Genomic DNA, 23,425 nt, shown 5'->3' with positions numbered 1-23,425 from the left:
CCGCAACCTTCGGGTTGTGCGAGCTGTGAGCGAGTCGCCGAGTCCCCCTACGGCTGACCCCGCGGCTCGCGGATCGGGCTTCTCCCGAGAGACCTCCCCCCTGACTTTCGGGAGGCCCGATCCTTCTTATTTCTTCTGGAGCCTCCTGCGGCGTTCGTCCTGCGGCTCCTTCGTCGCTCGCAGCACGAGCCGTCCCGGCTCCGTGAGCCTTCCGCTGTGGTCCGGCGGTTGCCACCACCGGCGGATTCGATGGCGCGTTCGTTCGTTGCCAGCGGGTGGTCGGTAGCTTTGTGGGCGTGAAGATCCTGGTCATCGGTTCCGGCGCCCGCGAACACGCCATCCTGCGCAGCCTGGCTGCCGACCCTGACGTCGATGCGCTCGTCGCCGCGCCGGGCAACCCGGGGATGGCGCAGTTCGCCGACCTGGCCGCGGTGCGACCGACCGATCCCGACGACGTGCTGCGCCTGGCGCGTGAGACCGGCGTCGACCTCGTCGTCATCGGCCCCGAGGCACCGCTCGTGGCCGGGGTGGCAGATGTGTTGCGCGACAGCGGTTTCGACGTCTTCGGTCCGTCGGGGGTGGCCGCCCGGCTGGAGGGCAGCAAGGCCTTCGCCAAGGAAGTGATGGCGGCGGCCGACGTGCCGACCGCGCTCAGCCGGGTCTGCTCCGACCACGACGAAGCGGCCGATGCGCTCGACGCGACCGGGGCGCCCTACGTGGTGAAGGACGACGGTCTTGCGGCCGGCAAGGGGGTCGTCGTCACCGACGATCTCGACGAGGCGCTCGCCCACGCCGACGCCTGCTTCGCGGCCGGCGCAAAGGTGGTCATCGAGGAGTTCCTCGACGGTCCGGAGGTGTCGCTGTTCTGCATCACCGACGGTGAGACCGTGCTCGCGCTCGAACCCGCGCAGGACTTCAAGCGGGTGGGCGACAACGACGAAGGGCCGAATACCGGTGGCATGGGCGCGTATTCGCCGCTCGACTGGGCACCCGACGGACTGGTGGAACAGGTCGTGAGCACGATCGCGCAGCCGACGATCGACGAGATGGCCCGTCGTGGCACGCCGTTCAACGGGGTGCTGTATGTCGGGCTCGCGCTCACCTCGCGTGGCCCGCGGGTGATCGAGTTCAACGCCCGGTTCGGCGACCCGGAGACCCAGGTCGTGCTAGCCCGGCTGCGCACGCCGCTGGGCTCTCTTCTCTCTGCCGCCGCGAAGGGCCGGCTCGACCAGCACGAGGCGTTGCGCTGGCGGGAGCAGCACGCGGTGACCGTGGTGCTCGCGGCCAGTGGCTACCCGGCCGCCTCGCGCTCGGGTGACCCGATCGACGGTCTCCCCGCCGCAGACGCACCCGCGTACGTGCTGCACGCCGGCACCGCCACGGATGGCGACCGGCTGGTGTCGGCAGGCGGACGCGTGCTCTCGGTGGTCGCCCTCGGCGACGACCTCCCCGACGCGCGACAGACCGCGTACGCCGCGATCGAGGACATCACCTTGGCGGACAGCCACTTCCGCACCGACATCGCGCTGAAGGCCCAGCGCGGCGAGATCACGGTCTAGCCACCAGAACCGAACCACCACGAACGGCAGAAGCCCGGCCCCACCGAAGTGGGGCCGGGCTTCGTGCATCTCGCCGAGATCAGTCGCCGGTGATGGCGTCCTTGGCGTCGCCGAAGGAGTCCTTGGCGTTCTCGCCGGCCTGCTTCAGCTTGGCCTCGGACTGGTCGGCAGCACCGTCGGCCTCTTGGCCGGAGTCGCCGCGGGCCTCACCGATCTTCTCCTGGGCCGCGCCCTTGAGTTCCTCGGCCTTGTTCGAAATCTTGTCACCGATACCCATGTGGGTCTCCTTCCGTCGAACGTCGACCGGCAGGTGCCGGCCGCTGCTGTTTCAATCCTTACCTCTCGGGTGCGCGGATGGGGCGGTGCGCGTCAGTGAATTCGAGCACTGCGCGAGAATGTGCGCATGACTGCCGAACTGCCGGGATATGCCCACGTCTATTCGGGCAAGGTGCGCGACCTGTACGCCCCCCTCGAGGGTGATGTGGTGCGCGACGATCGGGTGCTACTGGTCGCGTCCGACCGCATTTCCGCCTACGACTTCGTGCTCGATTCGGTGATTCCGGACAAGGGCAAGGTGCTCACTCAGCTGTCGCTGTGGTGGTTCGAACAGCTCGCAGACCTGGTGCCCAACCACGTGATCTCCACCGACGTGCCCGACGAGGTGGCCGGCCGCGCCGTGCTGGTCGAGCGGCTGGAGATGGTGCCGGTCGAGTGTGTGGCCCGCGGCTACCTCACCGGCGGTGGCCTCGCCGACTACCAGCGCACCGGGGTGGTGTCCGGGGTGACCTTGCCGGCCGGTCTGGTCGACGGTTCGAAGCTGCCCGAACCGATCTTCACCCCGTCGACCAAGGCGCCGGTCGGCGAACACGACGAGCCGATTTCCTACGAGCAGGTCGTCGCCGAGATCGGCGAGCCGACCGCAGCCCGGGTGCGCGACCTCACGGTGGCAATCCTGGAGCGGGGCAACCGGATTGCCACCGAGCGCGGCATCATCCTGGCCGACACCAAGGTCGAGTTCGGCACCCGCACCGACGGCACGCTGGTGCTCGCCGACGAGGTGCTGACGCCCGACTCGTCGCGGTTCTGGCCCGCGTCGTCGTACGAGCCCGGTCGGGCGCAGCCGTCTTACGACAAGCAGTTCGTGCGCGACTGGCTGACCTCCGCCGAAAGCGGTTGGGACAAGAACTCCGGGGAGGCTCCGCCGGCCCTGCCGGAGGCGGTCATCGAGCAGACCCGCGCGAAGTACATCGAGGCCTACGAAGCCCTCACCGGACGCACCTTCGCCTGAGAATCAACGAAACCGAAGCGTGCCTTCGGTCTGAGCCGGTGGCGCGGGGTCTTCGGACGGGTCGAGCACCGGTTTGGCGGCGCGAGCCCATGCGGCGGTCTCCGCGGGGCCGACCAGGCTCGTCGGGAAGTCGGCACGGGCGATCGCCCGGCGCAGGTCGGTGACGTCGAGGGGCGCGGCGGACGCGACGAGCACGTAGTTGCCGAACCGCTTCTTCTTCAGCACCTCGGTCGTGGTGATCAGCAGCAGCTCGTCGAATGCCGTTGTCGCCGAGGCGAGTACGCGTCGCAGGAACACGCGATCGGGGCGGTCGGCGATGTTGAACAGCAACACCCCGTGCGGTTTCAGCACCTCGGTGCACCGTGCCATCGCCCCGGTGGTCACCAGGTCGCCCGGCACCCGTCCGTCGTCGAACGCATCGATGACGATCGCGTCTGCGCTGTCGGCCGCCAACTGCTGCAGTCCCGACCAGCCGTCGGTGGCCCGCACCCGGATGCGGTGGCCGCGCGGCAACGGCGCCTCCCGCCGCACGGCCTCGGTCAGCGCGGCGTCGGGCTCGAGCACGATCTGCGGCGACCCCGGTCGGGTGTGCTGGATGTAGCGGGGGAGCGTCAGCCCGGCTCCGCCGATGTGGGTGATCGCGAGCGGTCCTACGGGGAGGGCGTCGAGCACCAGCGCGAAGTGCTGCACGTATTCGAAGGCCAGCAGGCCGGGGTCGTCGGGGTCGACGTACGACTGAGGGTGGCCGTCGCGCAGCACCGTCACCCCGCCGCGCTCGTCGGTGCGGAACTCGATGCGATCGGGAGGGGCCACGGACACCGAGCCTAGGGTGCACGCGCTCCCGTGCTCGTCCGAGCGTCATTACGATCGCGGGAGAAACCGACGAAGGAGACCCGACGTGCCCGCACGCCGTATCGACCCGGCGGCCGGCCGGCAGGCCGTGCTCGACTGGTGTGCCGACCCTGCCGCGCCCCGACAGGTGGTCGCCACCGCCGTCCGTTACACGCTGGAGGAGTTGGCGCTCACGGCACCGGGCCGGTCGGTCGAGGTGCGCGTGCCGCCGTACGGTGCGGTGCAGGTGATCGAGGGCACCACCCACCGCCGCGGCACCCCGCCGAACGTCGTCGAGATGACCGCCCAGACCTGGTTGTCACTGGTGGTCGGAGACCTCGCCTGGACCGATGCCGAGGACTCGGGGGAGTTGCGTGCATCGGGTGGACGCTCCGATCTGTCGCGTTACCTCCCGCTGCTTCCCCGTCCCTGAGCACGGCTGCAGCACAACCAATCGGCGTGAGTCCGTGCCGCTCGCCGAGACGAAGGGCACGAACTCACGCCGATTTCGGGTGAGTCGCGCGGTCAGCGCTTGGACGCGTCCCAGTGCCGGAATCCGGCGGCCGTCGCGGTCTGCTCGTCCTTGAAGTAGACCTCGGCCTCGGCGCGCTCGTAGTGCGGCGAGTCGGTGGTGTGGAAGAGCATCGTGTCGGCGTTGCCCTTGATCCAGCCGGCCGGGCCCGATCCGTCGTCCTCCGGCATCGCCGAGCCGGGGCCGAACGGTCCGTCGGCGGGGCCGTCAGCGACCTGCGTGGACGCGGCAGGTTCTGCGGGCGCGGCGGCTTCTGCTGCTGCGGGTTCAGCAGCGCTGGCGGCGGAATCGGCGCTGTCGGCGCTGTCGGCCGCGGGTAGTTCGGGCTGCTCGGCCTTGACCGACTGCACCTCGCGGGTCGGGGTCTCTTCACGCGCCGGTGCCGACTTCGCCGGTGCCTGGTCGAAGTCGCCCAGCGGGAGCGCCGGGGTCGACCAGTCGTCTCCACGGGATGGGGCGGGTGCCTCGTCCTTGGTCGGCTCGGTGGCCGGCTCTGCCGGTGCTTCGTCGGCAGCCGGCTCGGCGGGTGCCTCGGTGGCGGCCGGTTTGGCGGGAGCTTCCTGCGTGGTCGGCTCTGCCGGTGCTTCGTCCTTGGCGGGTGCTTCGTCCTCGGCCGGTGCCTCGTCCTTGGCGGGTGCCTCGGTGGCCGCGGGTGCGTCGTCGAGCGGCGGGGGCGGGGTGGCCCAGTCGTCGCCGCCGGACGCGACCGGCGCTGCGGCCGGTGCCGGTTCTGCGGTGGTCGCGACGGCCTCAGCCTCGGGGGCTTCCTCCGTGGCCGGCTCAGCCGGTGCAGCGGACTCGGTCGGCTCAGCCGATGCTTCGTCGGCAGCCGGTTCGGCGGGAGCTTCCTGCGTGGTCGGCTCGGCCGGTGCTTCGTCCTTGGAGGGTGCCTCGGTGGCCGCGGGTGCGTCGTCGAGCGGCGGGGGCGGGGTCGCCCAGTCGTCGCCGCCGGACGCGGCCGGTGCTGCGGCTGCAGCGGTCTCAGCCTTGGGCGCCTCGTCCGTAGTCGACTCGGCGGCCGGCTCAGCCGGTGCGTCATCCTTGGCGGGTGCCTCGTTCTTGGCGGGTGCCTCGGTGGCCGCGGGTGCGTCGTCGAGCGGCGGGGGCGGGGTGGCCCAGTCGTCGCCGCCGGACGCGGCCGGTGCTGCGGCCGCGGGCTCGCTCGGCTCGGCCTTCGCAGGCTCGGCGGACGCGTCTGCCTTGGCCAGGTTGGCCGCGGGGGCAGCGTCGTCGAGGGCGGGCGGCGCGGCGTCCCAGTCGTCGCCGGAGGACGCGGCGGCGGGGGCAGCGGGAGTCGTCTCGGTGCGCGCAGCCGGCTTGTCGTCGAGAGCCGGGGGCTCGGCGTCCCAGTCGTCGCTCGAAGAAGCGGCGGCGGCGGGCTTGGTGTCGGCGACCGGTGCGGGTTCGGCGTCCCAGTCGTCGCCCGAAGAAGCGGCGGCGGCGGGCTTGGTGTCGGCGACCGGTGCGGGTTCGGCGTCCCAGTCGTCGCTCGAAGAAGCGGCGGCGGCGGGCTGGTCGGCGACCGGTGCGGGTTCGGCGTCCCAGTCGTCGCTCGAAGAAGCGGCGGCGGCGGGCTGGTCGGCGACCGGTGCGGGCTCGGCGTCCCAGTCGTCGCCCGACGAAGCGGCAGCGGGCGCTGCCTGCTCGGAACCGGCGGGCTTGTCAGATGCCTTGTCGGCGGCGGCCACGGCGGCGGTCGTGCCGACCGCACCGGCAGCCGACGCACCGGCGGCGGCGTTCACGGTGCCGGAGTCGGCCTTGGCCACCTTCTCCTCGGCCGGCTTGTCAGCGGCCTTCGCGGGAGCCTTCTCGGCAGCCTTCGGCGCCGGCTTGTCGGCCTGATTCACCGGCGCAGCGACCTGTGCAGGCTCCTCCTGCTGCTCGATCGCCTCGGGCTCGCCGACCTTCTTCTTGCCGTCGACACCGTGGATCCCGACGGAGCCACCACGCTTCGGGTCGCGCATGACGATGATCGCCAACTGCACGAGAATGATGATGACGAGGACGAGAATGACCCACTTCATGGGCGCTCCTTCGGCAAGCAGGGGATGAGGACCTGCCCGCAACCCTAACGACCGGTCGCATACCGTAGGGACGTGTCAGACCAGGAGCGCGACGGATCACCCGACAACGACGAGCAGCCGGTGCAGTTGGTGCCGGTGCGCCGCCGGCCGAACATCATCGCGTTCGTGCTCACCGGCGCCGTCATCGGAATTATCGCCGCAGTGGTGATCGCCAACGTTTCCGACGGTGACGGCAACTACTCGGTCTTCACCACGTTCGGCTACTTCGCGGTGATTTTCGGTGGCCTCGGTGCGCTGCTCGGCGGTCTCATAGGGGCCCTGCTCGACCGTCGGTAGGGTCGCTGACCGCGGCGTGGGAGAATGTCGGTGTGGCTCGCTCTGACGGACGTCTGTCCCACGACCTGATGCCCGGCGAGAAGGGTCCGCAGGATGCCTGCGGAGTCTTCGGCGTCTGGGCCCCCGGCGAAGAAGTCGCCAAACTCACCTATTTCGGGCTGTACGCGTTGCAGCACCGCGGCCAGGAATCGGCCGGCATCGCCACCAGCGACGGCCAGAGCATCCTGGTCTACAAGGACATGGGCCTGGTGTCGCAGGTGTTCGACGAGTCGAGCCTGGGCAGCCTGCGCGGACACATCGCCGTGGGCCACACCCGCTACTCGACCACCGGCGGCAGCACCTGGGAGAACGCCCAGCCGACCCTCGGCGGTCACGCCGGCGGCACGGTTGCTCTCGCCCACAACGGCAACCTGATCAACACCGTCGAACTGCGCGAGATGGTCGACGCCGAGCACGCCGGCCGCACCGTTCGCGGCGAGTTGGCCCGCGGCAACACCTCGGACACCGCACTGGTGACGACGCTGCTGTCGGCCGACGAGGACAAGACGCTCGAGCAGGCCGCGATGGACGTGCTGCCCAAACTGCGCGGCGCGTTCTGCTTCGTGTTCATGGACGAGCACACGCTCTACGCCGCGCGCGACCCGTACGGCGTGCGGCCGCTCGCGCTCGGACGGCTGGAGAACGGCTGGGTCGTCGCCTCGGAGACCGCGGCGCTGCAGACGGTCGGTGCCAGCGTCGTGCGCGAGGTCGAGCCCGGTGAGCTCATCGCGATCGACGAGGACGGCCTGCGTTCGCACCGGTTCGCCGAGCCGCAGCGCAAGGGTTGTGTGTTCGAGTACGTCTACCTGGCTCGTCCCGATGCGGTCATCAACGGACGCGTGGTGCACGAGGCGCGCGTCGAGATGGGCCGCCAGCTGGCCCGCGAGCACCCGGTCGAGGCCGACCTGGTCATCGGTGTGCCGGAGTCGGGCGTGCCTGCCGCGACCGGTTACGCGCAGGAGAGCGGCATCCCGTTCGGCCAGGGGTTCGTCAAGAACGCCTATGTCGGCCGCACCTTCATCCAGCCGAGCCAGACCCTGCGCCAGCTGGGCATCCGGCTGAAGCTCAACCCGCTCGAGCACTCGATCCGCGGCAAACGCGTCGTGGTGATCGACGACTCGATCGTGCGCGGCAACACCCAGCGCGCGCAGATCCGGATGCTGCGCGAGGCGGGAGCCGCCGAGGTGCACGTGCGCATCTCCAGCCCGCCGGTGCAGTGGCCCTGCTTCTACGGCATCGACTTCGCCACCCGCGCCGAACTCATCGCGACCGGCCTCGGCGTCGAGGAGATCCGTTCGTCGATCGGTGCCGACTCGCTCGGTTACATCTCCACCGAAGGCATGATCGCGGCGTCCGACCAGCAACCGTCGCAGCTGTGCACCGCCTGCTTCACCGGGGAGTACCCGATCGAGCTGCCCGAGGACGGCCGCATCGGCAAGCACGTGCTCGAGACGCTCCCGCTGGAGATCGCTTCCGGGCACGACCGCAGCGTGGCCGTCGCCGCGGAAGACCGCGCCCCTGACCGAGCGGGCGGTCGAGCCCCGTCCCAGCGCTCGGACGCCGAGGGCGTCAGCGTCGGAGTCGGCACCGGCGGTGCCGGAGCGCTCGACCACCCGTGAACCACCTTTCGACCGACCCGAACGGAAACGCCCCGATGAGCGATACCTCGCGACCGATCACGTACGCCGACGCAGGAGTCGACGTGCACGCCGGCGACAAGGCGGTCGAACTGATGAAGGCGTCGGTGCGCCGGGCGCAGCGGCCCGAGGTGCTCGGCGGTCTGGGCGGGTTCGCCGGGTTGTTCGACGCGTCGCTGCTCACCCGGATGCAGCGTCCGGTGCTCGCCACCTCCACCGACGGTGTCGGCACGAAGGTGGCCGTCGCGCAGGCGATGGACAAGCACGACACGATCGGTTTCGACCTGGTCGGCATGGTCGTCGACGACATCGTGGTCTGCGGCGCCGAGCCGCTGTTCATGACCGACTACATCGCCACCGGCAAGGTGGTGCCCGAGCGCATCGCGGCCATCGTCGGCGGAATCGCCGCGGCCTGCGAACAGGCCGGAGTGGCCCTCGTCGGCGGTGAGACGGCGGAGCACCCGGGTATGCTCGAACCCGACGAGTACGACGTCGCCGGCGCCGCCACCGGCGTCGTGGAGTACTCCGACCTGCTGACGCCCGACCGCGTCCGCACCGGTGACGTGGTGCTCGGCATCCCGTCGTCGGGTCTGCACTCCAACGGCCTCTCGCTGGTGCGCAAGGTCGTCGCGTCCGCCGGATGGGGGTGGGAACGCGAGGTGCCGGAGTTCGGCCGCACGCTCGGTGAAGAGGTGCTCACGCCGACCCGTGTCTACGCCGCCGACCTGCTGCGGCTGATCCGCACCGACGGCGTCGACGTGCACGCACTCTCCCACGTCACCGGCGGCGGGCTGGCAGCGAATGTCGCCCGTGTGCTGCCGCAGGGCGTTGCCGCCGTCATGGACCGCGCCACGTGGACTCCCGCGCCGGTGTTCCAGGTGATCGGTGAGCTCGGCAAGGTGCCGCAACTCGACCTCGAGGCCACGCTGAACATGGGTGTCGGGTTCGTCGCGGTGGTGCCGCAGGACAGCGTCGACACCACGCTGGAGGTGCTCGAGTCGGTCGACCTGCCCGCCTGGCGGATGGGGGAGATCGTCGGCATCGACAGCGTCGACCGCGACCGGGGCGAACTCGTCACCGGCTCCAAGGGCGTGGACGCGGGTGGCGCTCAGCTCGTCGGGCAGTACGCCGGCTGAGCCGACGCGGCTGGACGGTTGGCCGCGCGACGCGAGGTGTGCTCTGCGCGTGCCTGTGCACTGGGTCGGCGCATGCTGACACCGCCTCACCGGCAAACGGAGAGGCGGTCACGTGTGCTCGGAACAGATCACCCGTGCGAGGTCAGCAACGCGATAAACCGCGGCGGTGTGCCGCGGGTGGGTCAACGACCGTGCGACGCCCAGTCCGCGTAGTCGTCGTAGTCGTCGTCGTCACCCTGGTCGACGTCCGCGGCGGCGTTCTCCGCGGCGTGAGTGGATGAAGATGACCGCAGTTCACGCTCAAGTGCGTTGAGGTCGGTGTCGGGAGAGAAGTACTTCAACTCCCGGGCAACCTTCGTCTGCTTTGCTTTGGCCCGGCCGCGCCCCATGGCGAGACCCCCTCGTGTGTGTTGCCGGGTGCCTGAACGAATGAACCCCCGAGCCGAAGCCCGAGGATCGATCATCCGGAGACCCCGGGATCTTTGGTATCTGTCGTGGGGTCAACGGTACATCAGTGTGCGGCCCGGCGATGCATCAGTCGTCCGGATCGCGGTCCGCATCGTGGGAGGTTTGTCCGGAAACGGTCTCGTCGTCGGCATTCGGGCCCGCAGAACCGGCAATCTCGGAGCCGTCGGCGTCGGCATCGGGCGACGAAATCGGTGTGGCAGCCGGGGTGTCGGTGCCGTCGGCGAGGTCGGCGTTGTCGTCCTTGAGCCGCGTCCGGGCGAGGAAGGCGCCGCCCGCGATGAGCAGCAGCGCCAACACGGCGGCCGTGATGATCAGGGGCGCGTTGTTGTCGGTCGAGCTCGTCGGCACCTGCTGCACCGGCGGCGTCGGCGCGCTGGAGGACGCGCTCGGGGTGGTCAACGTCTCGTCCGACTGGGTCGCGCCGGCGGTCGCGCTGGAGGTGGTGGAACTGCTGCTCGCGGTGGCGCCGGCCACGACGAAGCTGAAGCTGCCCGAGATCGGGTGTCCGTCGGACGACAGGACCCGCCAGGTGACCTTGTACGAGCCGTTCGCAAGCGGCTGGCGCAGGTCTTGGGAGACGGTCGCTGCGTTGATCGACGGCGAACCCTGCGCCACCGCGCCGTCCGGGCCGTCGACGGTGACGGCGGCCCCGGTGGAGAGCACGGCCTCGTTGAAAACCATGGAGACCGACTGCACCGGCGCCGTCGTGGCACCCGACTTCGGGGTCGTGCTCAGGAGGGTGTCGTGGGCCTGTGCCTCGCCCGGTGCGAGGAAGAGCAAGGGGAGCAGCAGGAGGGCGGCGCTCAACCGCGCAAGGATCCGCATGGCACCCATCCTGACCCACCGGGCTGGGTGGCCCTTGAGCCGGGTCGGTGGCAGCTCGCCGACAACGCGAAAGCCCGCCGCGGCGAACCGGGCGGGCTTCCAGTGGAATGTGGCCAGAGACGGGGTCGAACCGCCGACCTAGCGATTTTCAGTCGCTCGCTCTACCAACTGAGCTATCTGGCCATTCGGCTTGATGACCACGTCACCAAACTGGCGACCCCGACGGGACTCGAACCCGCGACCTCCGCCGTGACAGGGCGGCGCGCTAACCAACTGCGCTACGGGGCCTTGTTTGCACAAGACCTGCTTGCGTATCCCCAACGGGATTCGAACCCGTGCCGCCGCCGTGAAAGGGCGGTGTCCTAGGCCGCTAGACGATGGGGACCTGTCCTTGCAGGTTCCCCACCAAGCGAACTCGGCTCGGATCCGTTGAGGACCTGCGCAACTATAGGGGAGTCTCGGCGGGTTTACCAAAACGGCTCCGGCGAGGCGGCCGCCGAAGAGCGTTTGTGCAGGTCAGCGACGTGCCGCCCACTCCAGCAGGCGCTCCTTCGGCCAGGTGTTGACGATGCGGTCGAGCGGGATGTCGAACTGCTCGGCCCGGGCCGCACCGAACTGCAATAGGTCGAGTTGGCCGGGGGCGTGGGCGTCGCTGTCGATGCTGAACAGGCACCCCGCGTCGCGGGCTTGCGCGAGCAGGTCGTCGGGTGGGTCGCACCGCTCGGGGCGGGAGTTGATCTCGACCGCGACGTCGTGTTCGGCGCACGCCGCGAAGACCGCCGCCGCGTCGAACGACGACTGCCCGCGGGTGCCGCGCGAGCCGCCGGTGAGCCGTCCGGTGCAGTGGCCGAGGATGTTGGTGCGCGGATTCTTGATCGCGCCGATCATGCGACGGGTCATCGGCGCCGACGCCATCGCGAGCTTGGAATGCACCGAGGCCACCCGCACGTCGAGCCGGTCGAGCATCTCCTCGCTCTGGTCGAGCCCGCCGTCGTCGAGGATGTCGACCTCGATCCCCTTCAGCAGCGTGAACGACCCGTCGAGGTGGGTGTTGATCGCGTCGACGACCCCGAGCTGCTCGGTGAGCCGAGCCGCGGACAGTCCGTTCGCGATCCGCAGCCGCGGCGAGTGGTCGGTGAGCACCAGGTAGTCGTGGCCGAGCTCCATCGCGCTCGCGACCATTTCCGGGATCGGCGAACCGCCGTCGCTCCAGTCGGAGTGGCTGTGACAGTCGCCACGCAGCGCCGCCCGCACCTGCTCGCCGCCCTCCACCATCCGGTCGGGGTACTTCGCCTCGACGGTCTGGAGGTAGTCGGGGCGTTGCCCGCTCAGCGCCTGCGTGATGACGGCCTCGGTCGACTTGCCGATGCCGGGGAGCTCGGCGAGGGTGCCGGCGGCGGCACGCTGCTCGAGCTCGTCGCGCGCAGTGGCGATGACGGTGGCCACCGCCTGCCGGAACGCCTTCACCCGGTATTGGCCGGCCCTGGCCCGCTCGAGCACGAAGGCGATGCGGCGCAGGGCGTCGACGGGTTCGATCTGTTGCGGCTCGGCCATGCCCCCGAGACTATGCGTCAGGCCTGACATGGGCCGACTACGCGGACGGCTATCGTCCCGTGGGTGAGGGCGTGGATCTTCCTGGTGCTGCTGGCCGCGGCACTGGCCTGGATGCTGTGGGCGCAGGCGCGGATGCAGCACCGCGTGCTGTGGTTCCTGGTGCGCCGCGCCGGCCGCAGCCCCCGCCGTGGGGCCACCCTCACCCACCTGGTGCAGGGCGGCGCGTTCCTGCTCGCCGTCGTTGCGCTCGCGCTCGCGATGGTCGCCGACGTGCACTGGCAGGCGCCCTGGCTGCGGATCCCGATCGGCGTGCTCGTGCTCGCCGCGTACGTGCCCTTCGGCGCCACCCTCGGTCGCACCCGCCTGCGCCGGTTGCGCCGCACGGTGGAACAACGGATGAACGACTTGGGCGCCCCGCCGGACGTCGCTGTCGCGATCGCCCGGGCGGGACGCCCGTGGAGTCTGGTCGCCTCGGTGGTCATGCTCGCCACGGTGCTCGTCGTCACCTGGCACCACCTGCGCGCCTGATCATTCCCGCTGCAAGCCGTCTGCGAGAGGGCCGTCGACGTCGTCCGGGGTGGTCTCGGCCAATTGCTGCTCGAACCGCGACGGACGGTAGGCGGTGCTGCCGCCGGTCTTGTCGGCCTTCTCGTCGGCGTTGTCCGCTGCGTCGGGCGTGCCGGCAGCCTTGGCGTCGGAGGTGACGTCGGACGCGTCGGTGGACTCGTCAGTGCTGTCGGCGCCGGCTTCGTCCGCGGCTGCCCGGTCGGCGGTTTCGTCGGTCGCACCGGCCGCGCCACTCGCGTCGGATGCGTCGGACTGACCGTCGGCGTCGGCGATCGTCTCGGCACCACCCTTGCGCTCGGCGACGTCCTTCCAGATCGGGGTGTCCTCGACGTTCGGCGTTGCCGTGCCGGGGGCGTCGGCGGCGTCTGCCGCAGACGCGGCCGCCAGGGCCGGGGCCTGATCGGACGAACCGTCCGTGCTCGACACGACCGGTCGCGCCTGATCGGTGGCAGTCGTGGAATCTGTTGCGGGAGCTATCTTTTCGGCCTTCTCCGCAGATTTCTTGTCGCCGTCCGAGGCGCTCGATGCGGCGGTCGAGTCCGCACCGGCGGACCCGGCAGACGCGCCAGAACCGGACGACCCAGTGGACCCGGCAGCCGTCGGGGCCGTGGTCGAGGTCGAGGGCTTGGCGCCGGTGACGGCGGGCTTGCTCGTCGCCGCGATGTCGCAGCGGCGCACCTTGTCGCCGGCCGCCGGCGGGACCTGGCGGCTGTCGGCGAACTTCGTCGCGGCGTCCTCGGCCTTGCGGGTGGCGGCGTCCTGCACCGTCTTGATCACGAAGACCAGGCCGATGGCGCCGACGGCCATCCACAGTCTCGGACGCTTCACGCCGCGCTTGGTGAGGTAGCTCTCGGCCTTCGCGTCGAGCTTCAGACCGATGCCGGAGGTCAGCAGGCTCAAGCTGCCGGCCGCTGCGGCCAGCGCGGAACCGGTGGAGGCGGCGGTGTCGCGGGGACCGCTCACCGGCTTGACGCCCAGGGCGCCGGTGTTCTCGGCGGCCTTGTTGGTCATCAACATCGACCCGGCGGTGCCGGCCGTGTTGGCCACGGTGAGGCTGCGGCGTGCCCACACCGGGATACGGGCCGGGCGCACCAGCACACCGACTCCGGCGACGGCGGCTGCGAGCAGATTCTGTGCGGCAGGGGATCGAAGAGCAGAGTTCGTCGGCATGGCGCCCACTCTATGAGTCCAGGGCTGTCGGCTGCGCCGAACGCTCGGAACCAAAACGGTGGCTTTGCGGGTGCTGATCCCGGATGTGTCGATCTGGGGGTTGGCTGGATGTTCGGTGCACGCCGGCGGCAGATTCGGTAACGAATGTGCATGCGGGCGGCGCGCCCCGTCATCTCGGCGCCGTGCGGATGACATCCTCAGCGGTGGAAACGGTCGGCATCGGGTTGGGAGGCCCGGTCGATCGGATTCGTCGACGAAGGGGAGAACGATGACGAACCACATCCGCCGGCGTTCGGTGCTGGCGTCCGGTTTCGCCGCGGCAACGCTGGCGTCGTGCAGCCGGGAGGTCACCGACGAGGTCGGCGTGGCCGACGGACCTGACGAGGCCACCAAGGTCGGCGTCACGACGACGACCTCGCCGCCGTCCGGCCACACCGGACGGCAGATCGGCGACGGGTCGACGTCCGACACCGGGCCGCAACCCAAGCAACCGAAGCCCGAGAAGTTGGCGCCGGGCACCAAGCCGCCCCAGTTCGTGGTCATCTCCTGGGACGGCGCAGGCGAGAACAAGCACATGCCGCTGTTCGAGCGGTTCCTGGAGGTCGGGCGCAAGTACGACTGCCCGCAGACCTGGTTTCTCACCGGGTTGTTCCTGCTGCCGGAGAGTAAGCGGACGCTCTACCGCCCGCCGCACCACCGTCCGGGTGCCTCCGAGGTCAACTACCAGGACGACGGCGAGATCCACCGCACCCTCGAACTGCTGCGCTCGGCGTGGCTCGAGGGGCACGAGATCGGCACCCACTTCAACGGACACTTCTGCGGGCCGGGCGGGGTGCAGGACTGGTCGGTGAGCGACTGGCTGAGCGAGATCGCGCAGGCGAAGCAGTTCGTGCGCACCTGGCGCACCAACACCGGGTTCACCGATCTGCCGTCGTTGCCGTTCGACTACGACAAGGAACTCGTCGGCGGCCGGACGCCGTGCCTGCAGGGCGCCGACAACCTGCGCAAGGCGGCCATGAAGCTCGGGTGGCGCTACGACACCTCGAAGGCGAACCGGCAGGTGTGGCCGGTCAAGGACGGCACCCTCTGGGATCTGTCCCTGCAGTCGATCCCGTTCGCGCACAAGGGCGGCACGATCCTGTCGATGGATTACAACTTCATGGTCAACCAGTCGGGCGGCACCAAGGGCGACCCGGCCAAGCGTCCGCAATGGCGCAAGCAGACCGCCGACAGTTACCTGGCCGGCTTCGAGTTCGCCTACGACGGCAACCGCGCGCCTCTGGTCATCGGCAACCACCTGGAGGGCTGGAACGGCGGCATCTACATGGACGCCGTCGAGGACGTCATCAAGCAGATGGCCGACCGACCCGACACCCGGTTCGTCACCTTCAAGCAGCTGTGCGACTGGCTCGACGCGCAGGACGACGCCACCCTGGCGGCGCTGCGCCGGTTGGAGGCGGCGCCGCAGGGCGGCTGGGAGTCGTTCGGCGGCTGAGCCGGGCTCACTCGCCCGGTTGCGGCCCGTCGTAGCCCTCGACGACGATGAGTTCGCCCTCACTGGCGGCCTGCCGGAAACCGATCACCGACTGGTACTCCGGCGAGTGGTAGCAGTCGAGTGCCGCCTGGTACGAGGGGAATTCGATGACGACGTTGCGGTCGCGGGCCTCACCCTCGCTCACGTCGAACTTGCCGCCACGCACCAACATGCGTCCGCCGAACTTGGCGTAGGCGGCGCCGTTGCCGGCCACGTACTTGGCGTAGGTGTCGGGGTCGTGCGTCGAGATCCGGCCGATCCAGTAACCCTTGGCTGCCATCTCAGATCCTTTCGTGATCACTGCGCGGGCCGAGCACGACCACGCCGTCGGGATCGACGACGACGGCACCTCCGGCGTCCATCGATGCCTCGAAGGCTGCCACGATGTGCAGCCCCGACTCGACCCGGGTCGGTTCGGTGCCGAGGTTGGCGACCACCCAGTGTGCGCCACGGTGCACCGTCAGCAGGTCACCGTCGCGCTCGGCGCGTCCGGACGTGAGGGACGGGTCGCGCAGGTCGGACACCGCGCGGCGCAACCGGATCAGCTCGCGGTACCACGCCAGCAGCGCCGCGTGCACCGGCTCGTCGCGTTCCTCCCAGCGCAGCACGGAGTCGGTCATCGTCGACGCGGCCTGCGGATCGGGCACCTCGTCGCCCCACCCGTGCTCGGCGAACTCGGCGCGGCGGCCCTTCGAAACCGCTTGTGCGAGTGCGGAATCGGTGTGGTCGGTGAAATAGGCCCACTTGGTGGAGGCACCCCACTCCTCACCCATGAACAGCATCGGGGTGTAAGGCGAGGTGAGCATGAGGGCCGCCCCGATCGCCAACCGACCGGGCGAGACCAGGTGGCTGAGCCGGTCGCCGGTGGCGCGGTTGCCGACCTGGTCGTGGGTCTGCAGCGACACCACGAACCGGTCGCCCGGCGTCGTGTCACCGTCGACCGGACGTCCGTGCTCGCGGTCCCGGAAGCTGCTCCACGTGCCGTCGTGGAAGAACGGCGTGCGGGCGGTCTTGGTGATCGCCTCGGGGTCGGCGAAGTCGGCGTAGTAGCCCTGCGTCTCGCCGGTGAGCAGCACATGCCAGGTGTGGTGGACGTCGTCGGCCCACTGGGCGTGCAGGCCGAGTCCGCCGGTGCCGCCGACGCCACGGTCGGTGACCGTCTTCGGGTCGTTGCGGTCGGACTCCGCGATGAGCAGCAACGGCCGGTCGAGCACCTCTGACAGTGAATCGGTCTGTGCCGCAAGCTGTTCCAGGAAGTGCACGGCGCGGTCGTCGATGAGTGCGTGCACCGCGTCGAGCCGCAGCGCGTCGAGGTGGAAGTCGCGGAACCACATCAGCGCGTTGTCGATGAGGTAGCGGCGCACCTCGTCCGACGAAGGCCCGTCGAGGTTGACCGCCCAACCCCACGGGGTGTGGTGGGCGTCGGTGAAGTAGGGGCCGAACACCGGCAGGTAGTTGCCACTGGGGCCCAGGTGGTTGTAGACGACGTCGAGGCAGACCCCGAGGCCGCGGGCGTGGGCGGCATCGACGAACCGTTGCAGGGCGGCCGCGCCGCCGTACGCCTCGTGCACCGCGAACAGGTCGACCCCGTCGTAACCCCAACCGCGGGTGCCCGGGAAGGTCGCCACCGGCATGAGTTCGACGAGGGTGACCCCCAGGTCGGCCAGGTGGTCGAGCCGCCCGATCGCGGAATCGAGCGTGCCCTGCTCGGTGAAGGTGCCGATGTGCAGTTCGTAGACGACGGCATCGGCCAGCGGCACGCCGCGCCAGTCGTCGTCCGACCACTGGTGAGCCCCGAGGTCGACCAGCGCCGAGCGTCCGTCGGGTCCGTCCGGTTGCGACAACGACCGCGGATCGGGGCGTTCCTCGCCGTCGTCGACCCGGAAGGCGTACCGGGCACCGGGCTCGGCCGGCGCCTCGAGCTGCCACCAGTCGTCGTCGGTGCGGGTCATCGGCAGGGCGTCGTCGCCGAGGCAGAGCGTGACGGTCTGCTCGGCCGCCGGCGCCCAGACCCGGAAGGTGTGCGTGCGGGTGCTCATCGTTCTCCCGTCGTATCGGGTGTCTGCGGGTGTCAGGTGCGCTCGAGCAGCGCGACCGGGGCGGCCGCGAACAAGTCGGCGCACCGGGTCGGTCCGGCGTCGTGCAGACGACCGGACAACAGGTCGGTCCAGGTGCCGTCGGGCAGGTCGACGGTCTCGTCGCTCCAACCGCCCTCGGCGGCCAGCGTGGCCGGGTTGCGAGTGGCCAGCACCAGCACGGCGCTCGACTGCTCGCGGCGCAGCACGCCCGACACCCGGCCCGGTTCGTGCGACCGCAGGAAGCCCAACAGGTGCGGGCTGCTCGTGGTCACCGGGGTGTACTGGCCGTTCGCTGCGAACGCCGACAGCCGTTTGCGGGCGAGCAGGGTGGTCTGCACCAGCGCCTGCTTCTCGCGGTCGAGGTCGGGGGTCTCCACCTCGGCGAGCGAGGCGGCGCGACGTTCGTAGTCGACCGGACGCCGGTTGTCGGGGTCGACGAGCGACGTGGTGACGTACTCCGTGCCCTGGTAGGTGTCGGGCACCCCCGGGAGGCAGAGCTGGATCAGCTTGGCGCCCAACGTGATTGCGCGAATCGGTTCGGCGAGCTCGGCTTCGATCGAAGCGGTGAGCGCGGCATGGTCGGGGTCGTCGCGCAGGTGCTTCGCGAACTCGATGACCGCCTGCTCGTAGTCGGCGTCACCGTCGACCCAGGCGGTGTGTTCCTTGCCCTCCCGCAGCGCCTTCTCCAGGTAACCGGTGAGGCGTTCGTCGTCGATGCCGGGCACGCCGAAGAGGGTCTGCCAGACCAGGTGCGCGGTGGGTCCGTCGACCCGTCCGGCGGCCACCCGCTGGGCGGACGTCGCCAACGCGCGCCACGCGTACGGCGCGCCGGCCAGCGCGAGCACCCGCGCCCGGGCGTCCTCACTGCGCTTGGTGTCGTGGGTCGTCAGACCGGTCATCGTCTGTGGCCAGTTCGACGCGGCGTGCGCGGCCCAGCGGTGCAGCAGGTCCGGGTCGGCGCCCGCGACCAGCGTCGGGTCGGAGCCGACCTCGTTGAGTGCGACGAGCCGGTGGTAGCGGTAGAACGAGGTGTCCTCGATGCCCTTGGCCATCACCGGGCCCCAGGTCTGCTGCAGCCGGATCGCGAAGTCGGTGGCCGACTCGTCGTCCTCGGCGAGGACGGTCACCGGCGCCAGTGCCTCCAGTTCGGTGCGCAGGTCGGGCCGCGAGTCGGCGGCCGTGGTGAACGCTTCCTGCAACCGGCGCCGCGCCTGCTTGGACAGCTTGTTGTCGGGGCGCACGTAGGCCCGGTAGACCTCGCCGGCGACGAGCAGCTCGACGACGGCCTCGCGCAGGCGCTCGGGGTCGAGGTCGGGTAGCGCCTCGCGGGCCCGGCGGGTGAGGCGGTCGACCTCGGGGGCGAGGGAGTGGGTGACGACATAGCGCTTCGACTCCGACACGATCGCGTGGAAATCGGGGTTGCCGCCGCACGCCTGCCAGGTCTTGTCGAGCACGGCGGCGCTCGCCGGGTCGGTGAACGCGGCCTGCACCACCTTGAGGGCGTCGTAACCGGTCGTGCCCGCGCACTGCCACGACTTCGGCAGCACCTCGTCGCCCTCGAGGATCTTCTCGGTCCAGATCGGGGTGTCCTTGCGGCATGCCGCGGTCAGGCGTTCCAGGTAGCCGGCCGGGTCGGCAAGGCCGTCGGGGTGGTCGATGCGGAAGGCGTCGACGAGGCCCTCGTGGTGCAGTCGCAGCAGCAGGTCGTGGGTTGCGTCGAAGACCTCGGGCAGCTCGACCCGGATCGCGATCAGCCCGTCGACCTCGAAGAAGCGCCGGTAGTTGAGCACGTCGTCCTTGTCGCGCCAACTCGCCAGCCGGTAGTGCTGACGGTCGAGGATCTCGGCGACGTCGTCGGTCGTGTCGGTGCCGAGAGCCACCGGCCAGACATGGTCGAAGTAGCGCAGCACGGGCTCGTCGCCGCTCCGGTCGAGGGTGAGCTCACCGGCGGCGAGCACCTCGGCCAGGGGCTTGCCCAGCACCGGCAGCCCGATGCGTCCGCCGCCGACCTTCCAGTCGATGTCGAACCACTGCTCGGTGGGAGCGTCGCGCCCCTCGCGCAACACCTGCCACAGCGGCGCGTTGAGCGACTCGGGCGCGACGAACGCCATGTGGTTGGGCACGACGTCGACGACGATGCCGAGGCCGGCCGCGTGCGCCCGCTCGGCGAGCTCGCGGAAGCCCTCCTCGCCACCGAGTTCGGGGTTGATGCGGGTGTGGTCGACGACGTCGTAGCCGTGCATCGAGCCGGGCACCGCGGTGAGGATCGGGGAGAGGTAGAGGTGCGAGACGCCGAGTTCGGCGAGGTAGGGAACCTGCCGGGCCGCGTCGGCGAAGGTGAAGCCGGAATGCAACTGGAGGCGGTAGGTGCTGGTGAACGCCATGGGTGCGATTCTCCCCGATCGGTGCGTAGCTTGGGCCCACCGGCGGTGCGGCGGACGTCACGGTACCCGCTGCTGGCCCATCGACGGGAGGTCTCGGGTGACCATCGCAACACAGGGCCGGCGCGCGCACGGATCGCCGTCTTGGCGGGCGCTCTGATCGGCTGTGTGATCGGACGCGAACGGGGCGCGGCACCACGTGCCACGCCCCGTCCGAATGAATTGTGATCAGGCGCCGTCGCCCTGACCGTCCTGGTCGCCGCCTTCGCCGCCGAAGCGCTCCTTGGCGAACTCCTGGCCCTGGTCGACCTTGTCGGCGTACTTGCCGCCGGTCTTGTCGTCGACGAAGTCGCCGCCCTTCTCGATGCCGTCCTGCGCCTTGTCGGCGTTGTCGCCGGCGAGGTCCTTGGCCTTGTCGCCGAGGCCGCCCAGGCTGTCTGCGAGACCCATGTCAATCTCCTCATTCGTTGATTGCAAACGGACGAGTTCCCCGTCTCCGGGGTACTGACTTCCACGCAAGCATGATTGTCGATCGATGTGGTGTTTCGGCGGCTGCGAAATTGCTCCGAGCCCCGCGCGCCGAGCCCGCCCCCGCGCCCGCCCGTGCACAAACGCTGCACTTCCCACCCGCAACCGCAGCGTTTGCGAGTAGGTCGCAGGCGTAGGTGAGGTGGGTTGGTGGTGGGCCCCCCGGGGCTCGAACCCGGAACCAATGGATTAAAAGTCCACTGCTCTGCCAATTGAGCTAGAGGCCCGCGCCCGCGTGCGGGCCACGACAGCGTACTCAGCCGCGGTCGGACGCCGGAAATCACCCGGCGCTCAGACCGGGAGGTCGGTCAGCGCGGGCCGGTCGCGTGGCACGGCCTCACTCGCCGTTTCGTCGGCACGGCCGCCGGGTTGGCAGGATGGACCCGCCATGACGACGACCCTCACCGACCTCATCCCGAAGAACCCGGACAGCGATTCCCTCTACGAGGCGTTCGCCGGTTGGGTCGAGGGTCGCGGCCTGAGCCTCTACCCGCACCAGGAGGAGGCGACGATCGAACTGCTCGGCGGCGCGAACGTCATCCTCGCGACGCCGACCGGTTCGGGAAAGTCGATGGTCGCCACCGCGGCCCACTTCATCGCGCTCGCCGACGACCGGGTGAGCTTCTACACCGCGCCGATCAAGGCGCTGGTCTCGGAGAAGTTCTTCGCGCTGTGCGAGATCTTCGGGGCGGACAACGTCGGCATGCTCACCGGCGACGCCTCGGTCAACGCCGACGCCCCGATCATCTGCTGCACTGCCGAGATCCTCGCCAATATCGCTCTGCGGGAGGGAAGTTCGGCCGATGTCGGACTCGTTGTGATGGACGAGTTCCACTTCTACTCCGAGCCCGAACGCGGCTGGGCATGGCAGGTGCCGCTGCTCGAACTCCCGCAGGCGCAGTTCCTGCTGATGTCGGCCACGCTCGGCGACACCGCCTTCTTCGCCGACGACCTCACCCGGCGCACAGGTCGCCCGACGGCCACCGTCGCCGGTGCCGAACGTCCGGTGCCGCTGTCGTTCCAGTGGGCGATGACGCCGCTGCACGAAACCCTCGAGGAACTCCTCACCACCCACCAGGCGCCGGTGTACGTCGTGCACTTCACCCAGGCGGCGGCGCTCGAACGGGCGCAGACGCTGCTGTCGCTGAAGATCCTGTCGGCCGACGAGCGGGCCGTGCTCGGGGAGTTCATCGGCGGGTTCCGGTTCTCCGCCGGCTTCGGCAAGACCCTGAACCGGCTGATCCGGCACGGCATCGGCGTGCACCACGCCGGGATGCTGCCGAAGTACCGCCGGCTGGTCGAGACCCTCGCGCAGAAGGGTCTGTTGAAGGTCATCTGCGGCACCGACACCCTCGGCGTCGGCATCAACGTGCCGATCCGCACCGTGGTGTTCACCTCGCTCACCAAGTTCGACGGCACCCGGCAGCGGGTGCTCAAGGCCCGCGAGTTCCTCCAGATCGCCGGACGTGCCGGACGAGCCGGCTTCGACACCAGCGGGTCGGTCGTGGTGCAGGCGCCCGACCACCAGATCGAGAACGCCCGGGCCCTCGCGAAAGCCGGCGACGACCCGAAGAAGCAGCGCAAGGTGCAGCGCAAGAAGCCGCCGGAGGGCTTCGTCAACTACACCGAGGAGACCTTCGAGAAGTTGGTCGCGTCCGACCCTGAGGCGTTGCGTTCGCGGATGCGGGTGAACCACTCGATGATCCTCAATGTCGTTGCCCGCGAAGGTGATCCGTTTGCCGCGATGGTGCGGCTGCTGCGCGGCAACCACGAGGACGAGCGCCAACAGCGCCGGCTGTCGAGGCGCGCGATCGCGCTCTACCGCGAGCTGCTGGCCGCCGGCGTCGTGCGCCGGCTCGACGAGCCGATGGCCGGCGGGCGACAGGTCGAACTCACCGCCGACCTGCACGAGAGCTTCGCGCTCAACCAGCCGCTGTCGCCGTTCGCGCTCGCCGTCTTCGACCTGCTCGACCCCGAATCGCCCGACTACGCCCTCGACGTCATCTCGGTGGTCGAGGCGATCCTGGAAGACCCGTTCCCGGTGCTGCGCGCACAGCAGTTCAAGGCCCGTGGTGAAGCCGTCGCGGCGATGAAGGCCGAAGGCATCGAGTACGAGGAACGGATGGAGTTGCTGGAGGAGGTCACCTGGCCCAAGCCGTTGGAGGAACTGCTCACGGCCGCGTTCGAGACCTACCGCAGCAAGCAGCCGTGGGTGCCGGTCGAGGCGCTGTCGCCGAAGTCGGTGGTGCGCGAGATGTACGAAAACGCCTGGAGCTTCGGCGAACTGGTGCGGCAGTACGAGCTGTCGCGGTCGGAGGGCATCGTGCTGCGCTACCTCACCGACGTCTATCGGACGGTGCGGCAACTGCTGCCGCAGGCCGCGCGCAACGAGGAGATCGACGACTTCGAGGAGTGGCTGGGCGAGACCATCCGGCAGACCGACTCCAGCCTGCTGGACGAGTGGGAGGCGCTGGTCGACCCGTCCGGGCTCCCGAGCGCCGAGGTGTTGCCGGTGCCGCCGCGCGCGGTCACCCGCAACGAGCGCGCGTTCCGGGTGCAGATCCGCAACGCGATGTTCCGCCGGCTCAAGTTGGCCGCCGCCCGCCGAGCCGGCGCGCTGGCCGCCCTCGACAAGGAGGCCGCCGCGTCGACCGAGCCGCCGACCCCGATCGTGATGGACGAGGCGGCCTGGGACGACGACATCGCCCACTACTTCGACGACCACGACGAGATGCTGCTCACTCCCGACGCGCGGGGCCCGCAACTGCTGCGCATCGAGAAGGAAACCGAGCTCTGGCGGGTGCGCCAGGTGGTGCTCGACCCGGCCGGCGACCTCGACTGGGGCATCGACGCGGAGGTGCCGTTGGCGGCGTCGGACGAAGCGGGGGAGCCGGTCATCGTCGTGCTGGGGTTGAACCGGCTCGACGGTTAGCCTGGT

At 70.1% G+C, this 23,425-nt stretch carries 20 protein-coding genes and 4 tRNA genes; 9 read left to right on the top strand and 15 right to left on the bottom strand.

Translation table 11 applies throughout. From position 1 onward, the window contains the following. Positions 1-296: 296 nt before the first annotated feature. Entirely contained in the window at positions 297-1,559 is a 1,263-nt protein-coding gene (purD, locus tag DFJ65_RS16735) for a phosphoribosylamine--glycine ligase (RefSeq protein WP_115924443.1), read from the top strand. Positions 1,560-1,638: 79 nt separating this feature from the next. Here purD and DFJ65_RS16730 read toward each other — a convergent pair whose 3' ends face one another. Next, the gene (locus tag DFJ65_RS16730; protein WP_115924003.1) at positions 1,639-1,836 is read right to left on the bottom strand and encodes a CsbD family protein; all 198 of its coding nucleotides are present in this window, start codon (positions 1,834-1,836) and stop codon (positions 1,639-1,641) included. Between the two features lie 126 nt (positions 1,837-1,962). Here DFJ65_RS16730 and DFJ65_RS16725 point away from each other — a divergent pair, with 126 nt between their 5' ends. Further along, positions 1,963-2,847: a phosphoribosylaminoimidazolesuccinocarboxamide synthase gene (locus tag DFJ65_RS16725; protein ID WP_115924002.1), complete on the top strand. Its 885-nt coding sequence runs from the start codon at positions 1,963-1,965 to the stop codon at positions 2,845-2,847. Between the two features lie 3 nt (positions 2,848-2,850). Here the strand turns inward: DFJ65_RS16725 and DFJ65_RS16720 are convergent, their stop codons facing one another. After that, a complete protein-coding gene (locus DFJ65_RS16720) occupies positions 2,851-3,660 on the bottom strand; it encodes a spermidine synthase (protein ID WP_115924441.1) in 810 nt (269 codons plus the stop codon). 85 nt (positions 3,661-3,745) lie between these two features. Here DFJ65_RS16720 and DFJ65_RS16715 point away from each other — a divergent pair, with 85 nt between their 5' ends. Then, the gene (locus DFJ65_RS16715) at positions 3,746-4,111 is read left to right on the top strand and encodes a sterol carrier family protein (RefSeq protein WP_115924001.1); all 366 of its coding nucleotides are present in this window, start codon (positions 3,746-3,748) and stop codon (positions 4,109-4,111) included. A gap of 92 nt (positions 4,112-4,203) precedes the next feature. Here the strand turns inward: DFJ65_RS16715 and DFJ65_RS18295 are convergent, their stop codons facing one another. After that, a complete protein-coding gene (locus DFJ65_RS18295) occupies positions 4,204-6,234 on the bottom strand; it encodes a sunset domain-containing protein (protein ID WP_115924000.1) in 2,031 nt (676 codons plus the stop codon). 72 nt (positions 6,235-6,306) lie between these two features. On the opposite strand from DFJ65_RS18295, the gene DFJ65_RS16705 reads away from it, so the two are divergent. From DFJ65_RS16705 to purM, 3 genes are read left to right on the top strand one after another with little or no spacing between them, the layout of a single operon-like run. Continuing rightward, positions 6,307-6,570, top strand: a complete 264-nt coding sequence (locus DFJ65_RS16705; RefSeq protein WP_115923999.1) for a hypothetical protein — start codon at positions 6,307-6,309, stop codon at positions 6,568-6,570. A gap of 32 nt (positions 6,571-6,602) precedes the next feature. After that, the gene (gene purF, locus DFJ65_RS16700; protein ID WP_115923998.1) at positions 6,603-8,228 is read left to right on the top strand and encodes an amidophosphoribosyltransferase; all 1,626 of its coding nucleotides are present in this window, start codon (positions 6,603-6,605) and stop codon (positions 8,226-8,228) included. 35 nt (positions 8,229-8,263) lie between these two features. After that, positions 8,264-9,382 (top strand): phosphoribosylformylglycinamidine cyclo-ligase, encoded by a 1,119-nt coding sequence (purM, locus tag DFJ65_RS16695; protein ID WP_115924439.1) that lies wholly within the window; start codon positions 8,264-8,266, stop codon positions 9,380-9,382. Between the two features lie 182 nt (positions 9,383-9,564). Here the strand turns inward: purM and DFJ65_RS16690 are convergent, their stop codons facing one another. The 6 genes from DFJ65_RS16690 to DFJ65_RS16665 form a co-directional block, all read right to left on the bottom strand. Next, positions 9,565-9,771 (bottom strand): DUF3073 domain-containing protein, encoded by a 207-nt coding sequence (locus tag DFJ65_RS16690; protein ID WP_115923997.1) that lies wholly within the window; start codon positions 9,769-9,771, stop codon positions 9,565-9,567. 145 nt (positions 9,772-9,916) lie between these two features. Next, positions 9,917-10,675: a copper resistance CopC family protein gene (locus DFJ65_RS16685; RefSeq protein ID WP_170144135.1), complete on the bottom strand. Its 759-nt coding sequence runs from the start codon at positions 10,673-10,675 to the stop codon at positions 9,917-9,919. Positions 10,676-10,785: 110 nt separating this feature from the next. Further along, positions 10,786-10,858 (bottom strand) — tRNA-Phe (locus tag DFJ65_RS16680). Between the two features lie 28 nt (positions 10,859-10,886). Continuing rightward, positions 10,887-10,963, bottom strand: a tRNA-Asp gene (locus DFJ65_RS16675). A gap of 24 nt (positions 10,964-10,987) precedes the next feature. Next, a tRNA-Glu gene (locus DFJ65_RS16670) sits at positions 10,988-11,060 on the bottom strand. Between the two features lie 131 nt (positions 11,061-11,191). Continuing rightward, a complete protein-coding gene (locus DFJ65_RS16665) occupies positions 11,192-12,229 on the bottom strand; it encodes a PHP domain-containing protein (RefSeq protein ID WP_115923995.1) in 1,038 nt (345 codons plus the stop codon). Between the two features lie 63 nt (positions 12,230-12,292). Between DFJ65_RS16665 and DFJ65_RS16660 the strand changes: the two genes are divergently transcribed. Then, on the top strand, positions 12,293-12,757 hold the full coding sequence (locus DFJ65_RS16660) for a hypothetical protein (protein ID WP_115923994.1): 465 nt from the start codon (positions 12,293-12,295) through the stop codon (positions 12,755-12,757). Here the strand turns inward: DFJ65_RS16660 and DFJ65_RS16655 are convergent, their stop codons facing one another. Further along, positions 12,758-13,966 (bottom strand): hypothetical protein, encoded by a 1,209-nt coding sequence (locus DFJ65_RS16655; protein ID WP_115923993.1) that lies wholly within the window; start codon positions 13,964-13,966, stop codon positions 12,758-12,760. Positions 13,967-14,234: 268 nt separating this feature from the next. Between DFJ65_RS16655 and DFJ65_RS16650 the strand changes: the two genes are divergently transcribed. Continuing rightward, entirely contained in the window at positions 14,235-15,461 is a 1,227-nt protein-coding gene (locus DFJ65_RS16650) for a polysaccharide deacetylase family protein (RefSeq protein ID WP_115923992.1), read from the top strand. A 7-nt stretch (positions 15,462-15,468) separates the two neighbouring features. Here the strand turns inward: DFJ65_RS16650 and DFJ65_RS16645 are convergent, their stop codons facing one another. From DFJ65_RS16645 to DFJ65_RS16625, 5 genes are all read right to left on the bottom strand, one after another. Then, positions 15,469-15,780 carry a DUF1330 domain-containing protein gene (locus DFJ65_RS16645; protein ID WP_115923991.1) on the bottom strand — a complete coding sequence of 104 codons (312 nt, stop codon included), beginning with the start codon at positions 15,778-15,780 and terminating at the stop codon, positions 15,469-15,471. A 1-nt stretch (position 15,781) separates the two neighbouring features. Then, positions 15,782-17,539, bottom strand: a complete 1,758-nt coding sequence (gene treZ, locus DFJ65_RS16640; protein WP_115923990.1) for a malto-oligosyltrehalose trehalohydrolase — start codon at positions 17,537-17,539, stop codon at positions 15,782-15,784. 32 nt (positions 17,540-17,571) lie between these two features. Next, positions 17,572-19,962, bottom strand: coding sequence for a malto-oligosyltrehalose synthase (gene treY, locus DFJ65_RS16635; RefSeq protein ID WP_115923989.1), 2,391 nt, complete (start codon positions 19,960-19,962; stop codon positions 17,572-17,574). A gap of 225 nt (positions 19,963-20,187) precedes the next feature. Continuing rightward, entirely contained in the window at positions 20,188-20,409 is a 222-nt protein-coding gene (locus DFJ65_RS16630; protein WP_115923988.1) for an antitoxin, read from the bottom strand. Positions 20,410-20,638: 229 nt separating this feature from the next. Continuing rightward, positions 20,639-20,714, bottom strand: a tRNA-Lys gene (locus tag DFJ65_RS16625). A gap of 161 nt (positions 20,715-20,875) precedes the next feature. On the opposite strand from DFJ65_RS16625, the gene DFJ65_RS16620 reads away from it, so the two are divergent. Continuing rightward, positions 20,876-23,419 (top strand): DEAD/DEAH box helicase, encoded by a 2,544-nt coding sequence (locus DFJ65_RS16620; protein WP_115923987.1) that lies wholly within the window; start codon positions 20,876-20,878, stop codon positions 23,417-23,419. Positions 23,420-23,425 lie beyond the last annotated feature (6 nt).

Source organism: Calidifontibacter indicus, from assembly GCF_003386865.1.
In the GTDB taxonomy this organism is placed as follows: domain Bacteria; phylum Actinomycetota; class Actinomycetes; order Actinomycetales; family Dermatophilaceae; genus Yimella; species Yimella indica.
Note: the sequence above shows the minus strand (reverse complement) of the source record. Positions and strands in the feature narration are given on the sequence as shown.

What these genes read in the sequence shown, in the direction of transcription:
- purM (WP_115924439.1), top strand. Translation starts at nt 8,264, where the DNA reads ATGAGCGATACCTCGCGACCGATCACGTACGCCGACGCAGGAGTCGAC.
- treZ (WP_115923990.1), bottom strand. Translation starts at nt 17,539, where the DNA reads ATGAGCACCCGCACGCACACCTTCCGGGTCTGGGCGCCGGCGGCCGAG.
- DFJ65_RS16730 (WP_115924003.1), bottom strand. Translation starts at nt 1,836, where the DNA reads ATGGGTATCGGTGACAAGATTTCGAACAAGGCCGAGGAACTCAAGGGC.
- DFJ65_RS18295 (WP_115924000.1), bottom strand. Translation starts at nt 6,234, where the DNA reads ATGAAGTGGGTCATTCTCGTCCTCGTCATCATCATTCTCGTGCAGTTG.
- DFJ65_RS16620 (WP_115923987.1), top strand. Translation starts at nt 20,876, where the DNA reads ATGACGACGACCCTCACCGACCTCATCCCGAAGAACCCGGACAGCGAT.
- DFJ65_RS16630 (WP_115923988.1), bottom strand. Translation starts at nt 20,409, where the DNA reads ATGGGTCTCGCAGACAGCCTGGGCGGCCTCGGCGACAAGGCCAAGGAC.
- DFJ65_RS16725 (WP_115924002.1), top strand. Translation starts at nt 1,963, where the DNA reads ATGACTGCCGAACTGCCGGGATATGCCCACGTCTATTCGGGCAAGGTG.
- DFJ65_RS16685 (WP_170144135.1), bottom strand. Translation starts at nt 10,675, where the DNA reads ATGCGGATCCTTGCGCGGTTGAGCGCCGCCCTCCTGCTGCTCCCCTTG.
- treY (WP_115923989.1), bottom strand. Translation starts at nt 19,962, where the DNA reads ATGGCGTTCACCAGCACCTACCGCCTCCAGTTGCATTCCGGCTTCACC.
- DFJ65_RS16690 (WP_115923997.1), bottom strand. Translation starts at nt 9,771, where the DNA reads ATGGGGCGCGGCCGGGCCAAAGCAAAGCAGACGAAGGTTGCCCGGGAG.
- DFJ65_RS16665 (WP_115923995.1), bottom strand. Translation starts at nt 12,229, where the DNA reads ATGGCCGAGCCGCAACAGATCGAACCCGTCGACGCCCTGCGCCGCATC.
- DFJ65_RS16645 (WP_115923991.1), bottom strand. Translation starts at nt 15,780, where the DNA reads ATGGCAGCCAAGGGTTACTGGATCGGCCGGATCTCGACGCACGACCCC.
- DFJ65_RS16655 (WP_115923993.1), bottom strand. Translation starts at nt 13,966, where the DNA reads ATGCCGACGAACTCTGCTCTTCGATCCCCTGCCGCACAGAATCTGCTC.
- DFJ65_RS16650 (WP_115923992.1), top strand. Translation starts at nt 14,235, where the DNA reads ATGACGAACCACATCCGCCGGCGTTCGGTGCTGGCGTCCGGTTTCGCC.